This window comes from Enterobacter sp. PGRG2 (genome assembly GCF_030291195.1).
Lineage (GTDB): Bacteria > Pseudomonadota > Gammaproteobacteria > Enterobacterales > Enterobacteriaceae > Enterobacter_D.
On record NZ_CP127837.1, the window covers coordinates 667,818 to 674,844 of the forward strand.

The 7,027-nt window shown below is 54.0% G+C and carries 4 protein-coding genes; 2 read left to right on the plus strand and 2 right to left on the minus strand.

Annotated elements, in window-relative coordinates:
- Positions 1-144: 144 nt before the first annotated feature.
- Both QRD42_RS02825 and QRD42_RS02830 read left to right on the plus strand, forming a co-directional pair.
- Complete coding sequence (locus QRD42_RS02825; RefSeq protein ID WP_072569519.1) at positions 145-309, plus strand: DUF2556 family protein; 165 nt, start codon at positions 145-147, stop codon at positions 307-309.
- Positions 310-468: 159 nt separating this feature from the next.
- A complete protein-coding gene (locus QRD42_RS02830) occupies positions 469-2,529 on the plus strand; it encodes a putative bifunctional diguanylate cyclase/phosphodiesterase (RefSeq protein WP_321988137.1) in 2,061 nt (686 codons plus the stop codon).
- Between the two features lie 41 nt (positions 2,530-2,570).
- Here QRD42_RS02830 and QRD42_RS02835 read toward each other — a convergent pair whose 3' ends face one another.
- Positions 2,571-5,684, minus strand: coding sequence for an efflux RND transporter permease subunit (locus QRD42_RS02835; protein ID WP_321988138.1), 3,114 nt, complete (start codon positions 5,682-5,684; stop codon positions 2,571-2,573).
- A 46-nt stretch (positions 5,685-5,730) separates the two neighbouring features.
- On the minus strand, positions 5,731-6,876 hold the full coding sequence (locus tag QRD42_RS02840; protein WP_321988139.1) for an efflux RND transporter periplasmic adaptor subunit: 1,146 nt from the start codon (positions 6,874-6,876) through the stop codon (positions 5,731-5,733).
- Positions 6,877-7,027: the final 151 nt, after the last annotated feature.

The window sequence follows — 7,027 nt, forward strand, 5'->3', positions numbered from 1 at the left end:
GTTTAAAAAGGCGCTTACCGGCATGGGGAAGCGCCTTTTTTATTGCCTGAAACAGCGGTAAAAAACCCTGCTTGTCATTCTTTCATTAGCCGGGATTTCGTGTATATTTCCAGCACCAAATCGGCGAAAGAGTGAACAAACAATATGTTGCGTAAATATGGCTGGCTGATTGTATTTGCCGTCACCGTTTTCCTGTTTGACGGGCTGTTAATGTTCTGGGTTGAGCTGGTCACCACTGAAGTGGATAAATGCCGCAACATGAACTCCGTTAATCCGTTAAAGCTGGTGAACTGTTCCGAGCTGGAGTAATTGATCGTCGGCGATTTTAAGCGAAACTGTCGTTATCCCCTCTTAATATCATGGATTTAAATCCCTTTGCGCCCTTTGCAGACAATGATAATGTCTCGCCCTTTCCGCCTGTTCTGTAGACAAAATACGACGCCTTAGCGTAAACGAGTTGATGACATCATGCTGGTAAGCCAATACGACCATGTCCTGGTTGTAATTTCTTTTGTCGTGGCCATTCTCGCCGCGTATACCGCACTTAATATGGCAGGACGCGTGACCAGCAGCCAGGGCAAAACCGCATGGGTGTGGCTTATCGGCGGGAGTTTCTCCATGGGGATCGGCATCTGGGCGATGCACTTCATCGGCATGCTGTCGATGGAACTCACCATGCACATGAACTACGCCCCCGGCATGACCACCCTGTCAATGCTGATCGCCTTTAGTGCGTCGCTGTTTGCGCTATGGCTGGTAAGCAAACCCAATCTGCATCAGCGTCGTTTACTCCCGGGTTCGCTGGTGATGGGCGCGGGCATCTCCGCCATGCACTATACCGGTATGGCGGCGTTACAGGTTTCACCGGCGATCGTCTGGGATATGCGCTGGGTTGCCCTGTCGCTGGTGATTGCTTTTGTCGCCTCCTGGGCTGCCCTGTGGCTGACTTTCCGTTTGCGCCACGAAGCAGCACAGGTTGCGCAAATGCGCGCGGGAGCTGCCATTCTGATGGGGCTGGCCATCGCCGGGATGCACTATACCGGCATGCGGGCGGCGATTTTCCCGCATCAGCACCCGATGATGCATGATGGCGTTAACGGCAACTGGCTGGCGGTTCTTGTCAGCGTTGTCGCACTTTCCATTCTGGGGATCACGCTGCTGGTCTCGATGCTGGATGCACGACTACAGGCGCGCACTTCTCTGCTTGCCTTATCGCTTGCAGAGGCCAACCGCGAGCTTGCGCAACTGGCGCTCCATGATACGTTGACCCGTTTACCTAACCGCGTATTGCTGGAAGACCGTCTGGATCAGGCGATCCGCAAGGCGAGACGTGAAGGGAGCTTTTTTGCCCTGATGTTTATGGATCTGGACGGCTTTAAAGCGGTGAACGATGCCTATGGTCACGACGTGGGGGATCGGTTGCTGATCGCCGTTACCGAACGCCTGAAGCATCCGCTTAAAGGCCAGTACACCCTGGCGCGTATTGGCGGCGATGAATTTGTATTGCTGGCTGAAGTCAGCGCGCCGGACGAAGCCGCGTCGCTTGCCAGTGAACTGGTACGGGCGGTTGATCGTCCTTTTACTCTTGATCCCTATGAAATGGTGGTCACACTCAGTGTCGGTATCGCTCTTTTTCCTCACGATGGTGAAAATGAGCGCGAGTTGATGTTCAATGCCGATGCGGCGATGTATCACACTAAACGCATGGGGCGTAACGGGTATCATTTTTTCCAGCCGTCAATGAATACGCTGGCGCAGGCGCAGTTACAACTGGTCAATGATTTGTGGCAGGCGCTGGAGCGTAACGAGCTACGTCTGGTTTATCAGCCTAAATTCCATGCCCCCACCGGACCGGTGGTCGGCTTTGAAGCGCTTCTGCGCTGGCAGCATAGTAAGCGCGGTCTGTTAACCCCTGACGTATTTCTTCCACTGGCCGAAAAGACCGGGCTGATCATTCCTATCGGCAATTGGGTGATCGATGAGGCCTGCCGGCAGCTGCGGGAATGGCATCTCCTGGGGAATACCTCATGGTCAATGGCGGTCAATTTATCCACCCTGCAATTCGAGCAACCCGGACTGGTGGAACACGTGATGGACTGCCTGCAACGCTATCAGGTGGCGCCGGGGGATCTGATCCTTGAAGTCACCGAAACCACGGCGATGAGCAATCCGGAAGAGAGCGTGCGTATTCTGACTGAGCTTACGCATGCCGGAGTCAAAGCGTCCATTGATGATTTTGGTACCGGCTACTCCAGCCTGTTGTATCTGAAACGTCTGCCCGCCTGCGAACTCAAAATTGATCGCGCTTTTGTGAAGGAGCTTAACGGTGACGGCGATGATGCGACCATCGTTTCAGCCATTGTAGCGCTGGCGAAAACGCTGGATCTGAAAATTGTCGCAGAGGGCGTGGAAACCGAGGCGCAGCAGACCTTCCTGACGGAACTGGGCTGCAACACTCTCCAGGGTTTTCTGCTCGGCAGGCCGGTTTCCGCTCAGGAAGCCGCACAGTTGGGTCGTACTGGCGAATAAAAAAGCCCCGGCCTGTGAACCAGGCCAGGGCCGCTTAGCCGTTATCTGGCTTTTTTCGTGAAAAACTGCCGTACAACCACGAAGAATACCGGCACAAAGAAGATCGCCAGCAGCGTGGCGGTCAGCATCCCCCCCAGCACCCCGGTACCCACGGCGTTTTGCGCACCGCTGCCTGCGCCGGAGCTGATCACCAGCGGCATGACGCCCAGAATGAATGCCAGCGAGGTCATCAGGATCGGACGAAGACGCATACGCACCGCGTCCAGCGTCGCTTCAATCACGCCCTTACCTTCTTTATCCATCAGATCTTTGGCAAACTCCACGATCAGAATGGCGTTTTTCGCCGACAGGCCAATAGTGGTTAACAGGCCGACCTGGAAATAGACATCGTTATTCATGCCGCGCATCATCGCCGCCAGCAAGGCGCCAATCACGCCAAGCGGCACCACCAGCATGACGGAAAACGGGATTGACCAGCTCTCATAGAGTGCCGCCAGGCACAGGAAGACAACGATCAGCGAAATAGCGTATAACGCGGGCGCCTGGTTGCCGGACAAACGTTCCTGATATGACATACCCGTCCAGTCGTAACCTATCCCGGCGGGCAGCCGGGAGGCCATTTGTTCCATCAACAGCATGGCGTCACCCGAACTCTTGCCGGGGGCGGCCTCCCCCAGGATCTCCATAGATGGCAGACCATTAAAACGTTCGAGCCGCGGTGAGCCGTAAACCCAACTTGAGGTGGTAAACGAGGAGAAGGGCGTCATTTCTCCGTTGCTGCTGCGCACGTAGAGATTATTAATATCCCCCGGCAGCATACGGAATTTCGCATCGGCCTGAACGTAGACTTTTTTCACGCGTCCATGATCGATAAAGTCATTAACGTAGGATCCCCCCAGCGCAATTGAGATCGTCTGATTAACATCAGAAAGATCGATACCTAAGGCCTGGGCTTTTTCAATATCCACTTCAAGTTTGAACTGCGGCGTATCTTCAAGTCCGTTAGGCCGTACGCGCACCAGTTTATCAGGATGCTGCTGCACCATTTCCAGCAGCTGGTTACGTGCTTTGGTCAGCGCATCATGCCCAAGGTTGGCCTGATCGATAAGCTCGAAGTCAAACCCTGTCGCCGTGCCAAGTTCAACAATCGGCGGCAGGTTAAAGGGGAACACCTGGCCATCCTGAATACGGCTGAAGGCTTTTGTGGCGCGCGCGACAATGCCCTCTACGGCGTTTTCTTTGCCTGGACGCTCTTCCCATGGTTTAAGACTGATAAAGGCAATCCCCGAGTTCTGCCCCTGACCGCTGAAACTAAAACCATTCACCGTCAGCACCGAATTCACGTTCGCTTTTTCATCGTTCAGGTAGTAATCGGTCACCTGATCGAGCACCTTCTGCGTACGTGCCTGGGTTGCCCCGGCTGGCAGTTGCACCATGGTCATAAAGACGCCCTGATCTTCGTCCGGCAGAAAGGACGTCGGTAAGCGTAAAAACAGCACCGCCATGCCTGCCACGATCAGGGCATACACCAGCAGGTAACGCCCGGTACTTCTGATAATGCCGCCAACGCTGTCGGTGTAATGGCTGGTGCAACGTTCAAACAGACGGTTGAACCAGCCGAAAAAGCCTTTTTTATCACCATGGGCATGGGGATCGACGGGCTTAAGCAGCGTGGCGCATAACGCTGGCGTGAGGATCAGCGCAACCAGTACCGACAGGGCCATAGCTGACACGATAGTGATCGAGAACTGGCGATAAATTTCGCCCGTTGAACCGCCAAAAAATGCCATTGGAATGAAAACCGCCGACAGCACCATGGCGATGCCCACCAGCGCCCCCTGGATCTGTTCCATTGATTTCTGGGTGGCTTCTCGCGGCGGCAGGTGATCCTCTACCATTACACGCTCAACGTTCTCCACGACGACAATGGCGTCGTCGACCAGCAGGCCGATCGCCAGCACCATCCCGAACATGGTGAGCGTGTTAATCGAATAGCCAAAAGCAGAGAGGACGGCAAAGGTGCCCAGCAACACAACCGGCACGGCGATGGTCGGGATCAGCGTGGCGCGGATATTTTGCAGGAACAGGTACATCACCAGGAAAACCAGGATGATGGCTTCGAACAGGGTTTTGATCACTTCGTGAATGGAAATCTGCACGAAGGGCGTAGTGTCATACGGATAAACAACCTGCATACCCTGCGGAAAATAAGGAGCAAGTTCCTGCAATTTGTTCTTGATGGCGCTTGCGGTATCAAGAGCGTTTGCCCCTGTCGCCAGTTTGATACCTATCGCCGCGGCGTCCTGACCGTTGATTTTCGTCACGGTGTTGTAATTCTCGCCGCCCAGCTCAATGCGGGCTACGTCTTTGAGACGGACCTGCGAACCATCTGCATTGACTCGCAGCGTCACGTTGCCGAATTGCTGCGGATCTTTCAGGCGCGTTTGCGCAATGATAGAAGCGTTAAGCTGCTGATTGGGAACAGAAGGCGTTCCGCCCAGCTGCCCGGCGGCAATCTGGTCGTTTTGTACTCTGAGCTGGTTGACGACATCCACCGCCGTCAGACGATATTTATTCAGCATATCGGCGTTCAGCCAGATACGCATCGCATACTGCGCACCAAAAAGCTGTACGTCGCCGACGCCATTGGTACGGCTAATGGCATCTTTTACGTTAGAGGCGACATAGTCAGAAATATCGTCCTGGTTCAGGCTTTTGTTTTCAGAGGTAAAGCCCACGACCATCAGGAAGCTACTACTGGCTTTCTCAACGCTAATCCCCTGCTGCTGCACTTCCTGAGGCAAAAGCGGCATCGCCAGTTGCAGTTTGTTCTGCACCTGTACCTGAGCAATATCCGCTTCAGTTCCGGATTTAAACGTCAGGGTGATGGTGACGCCGCCTGCGGAATCGCTGGTTGAGGACATATACATCAGGTTATCGATGCCATTCATGTTCTGTTCAATAACCTGAGTGACGGTATCCTGCACCGTTTGCGCATCGGCCCCCGGATAGGAGGCGCTGATGGCGATGGCGGGCGGTGCAATAGTCGGATACTGCGCTACAGGTAATTGCATGATTGCCAGTACACCCGCAATCATTAATATGATCGACAGCACCCAGGCAAAAATCGGACGATCAATAAAAAACTTCGACATCTTTTACGACTCTCACTGCGTAATCGCGATTGCTGCACCGCGGTTTTTACTTACCTGATGAAGCAGGCACGATAGTCACATGGGTGCCAGGGCGCGCACGCTGCAAGCCGCTGACAATGACCTTGTCACCCTCTTTTAGCCCCTCAGAAATGAGCCATTTGTCGCCAATCGCCTGTGTCGCCACGACGTTGCGCTGCTCTGCCTGGTTTTTGTCATTCAACAGCATGACGGTCGCATCGCCACGCGCATTACGGGTTACGCCCTGCTGCGGCACCAGAATGGCTTGTGGCTGGATGCCTTCATCCAGGCGCGCGCGCACAAACATTCCCGGAAGCAGGCTGTGATCGGGATTAGGGAAAACCGCGCGAATGGTGATCGAGCCGGTGCTCTGATCGACGGTAATATCAGAGAATGCCAGCGTACCCTTTAACGGGTAGACCTGACCGTTTTCTGTAAGCAGTTCCACTTCTGCTTTGCCATCCTGTTTGCGCAGGTTGCCCTGTTCTACTGCCTGCTTCAGACGCATGAAGTCGCTGCTGGACTGCGTGACATCAACATAAATCGGATCGATCTGCTGCACGGTGGCCAGCGCCGTCGTCTGACCATTGGTTACCAGCGCGCCTTCGGTGACGGCAGATTTACCGATACGTCCGCTGATGGGAGAACTGACGCGGGTATAGGCCAGATTAATACGTGCCGTTTCCACGGCTGCTTTTGCCGCCTGAACGCTGGCGTCGGCCTGGCGAGCGCTGGCCACGGCGGTGTCATATTCCTGACGACTGACGTATTGCGTTCCTACCAGGGGTACATAACGTTTTACCGTTAAATGCGCCATACTGGCGGCGGCTTCCGCTTTGGCTAATTCGCCCTGCACGCTGGCTAAGGCTGCCTGATAGGTTGCCGGATCAATCTGATACAACGAGTCGCCAGCGGTAATATCGTTACCTTCAACAAAATTACGTTTGAGAATAATTCCGCTGACCTGCGGGCGTACCTCTGCAATACGGAATGCCTCGGTTCGTCCGGGTAATTCTGTCGTCACCGCCAGAGGGGCTGCTTTAACCTGCCAGACGCTGACTTCTGGATCCGGTATTTTAGCTGGCGCGCTTTCATTATCGTTACAACCGCCAAGCAAGCCGATTGACATAATAATGACTGACGAAAGGCGAATACATTCACCAAATTTATTCATTGCAGTTCCTCAAAACACAATGCGCGGCAAAAGCCGCAAAGCAGGTAGAAAAATAAAACCAGCGGACCGGGTATCCTACAAATAATCCACTCTTTATGTAAATGACACCGAATCCGAAGCCGCAAATAATGGCACTTAAAACTAAAGCCAT

Excerpts from the sequence above, each read along its gene's own strand:
- QRD42_RS02830 (WP_321988137.1), top strand. The coding sequence starts at position 469 with ATGCTGGTAAGCCAATACGACCATGTCCTGGTTGTAATTTCTTTTGTC.
- QRD42_RS02840 (WP_321988139.1), bottom strand. The coding sequence starts at position 6,876 with ATGAATAAATTTGGTGAATGTATTCGCCTTTCGTCAGTCATTATTATG.
- QRD42_RS02825 (WP_072569519.1), top strand. The coding sequence starts at position 145 with ATGTTGCGTAAATATGGCTGGCTGATTGTATTTGCCGTCACCGTTTTC.
- QRD42_RS02835 (WP_321988138.1), bottom strand. The coding sequence starts at position 5,684 with ATGTCGAAGTTTTTTATTGATCGTCCGATTTTTGCCTGGGTGCTGTCG.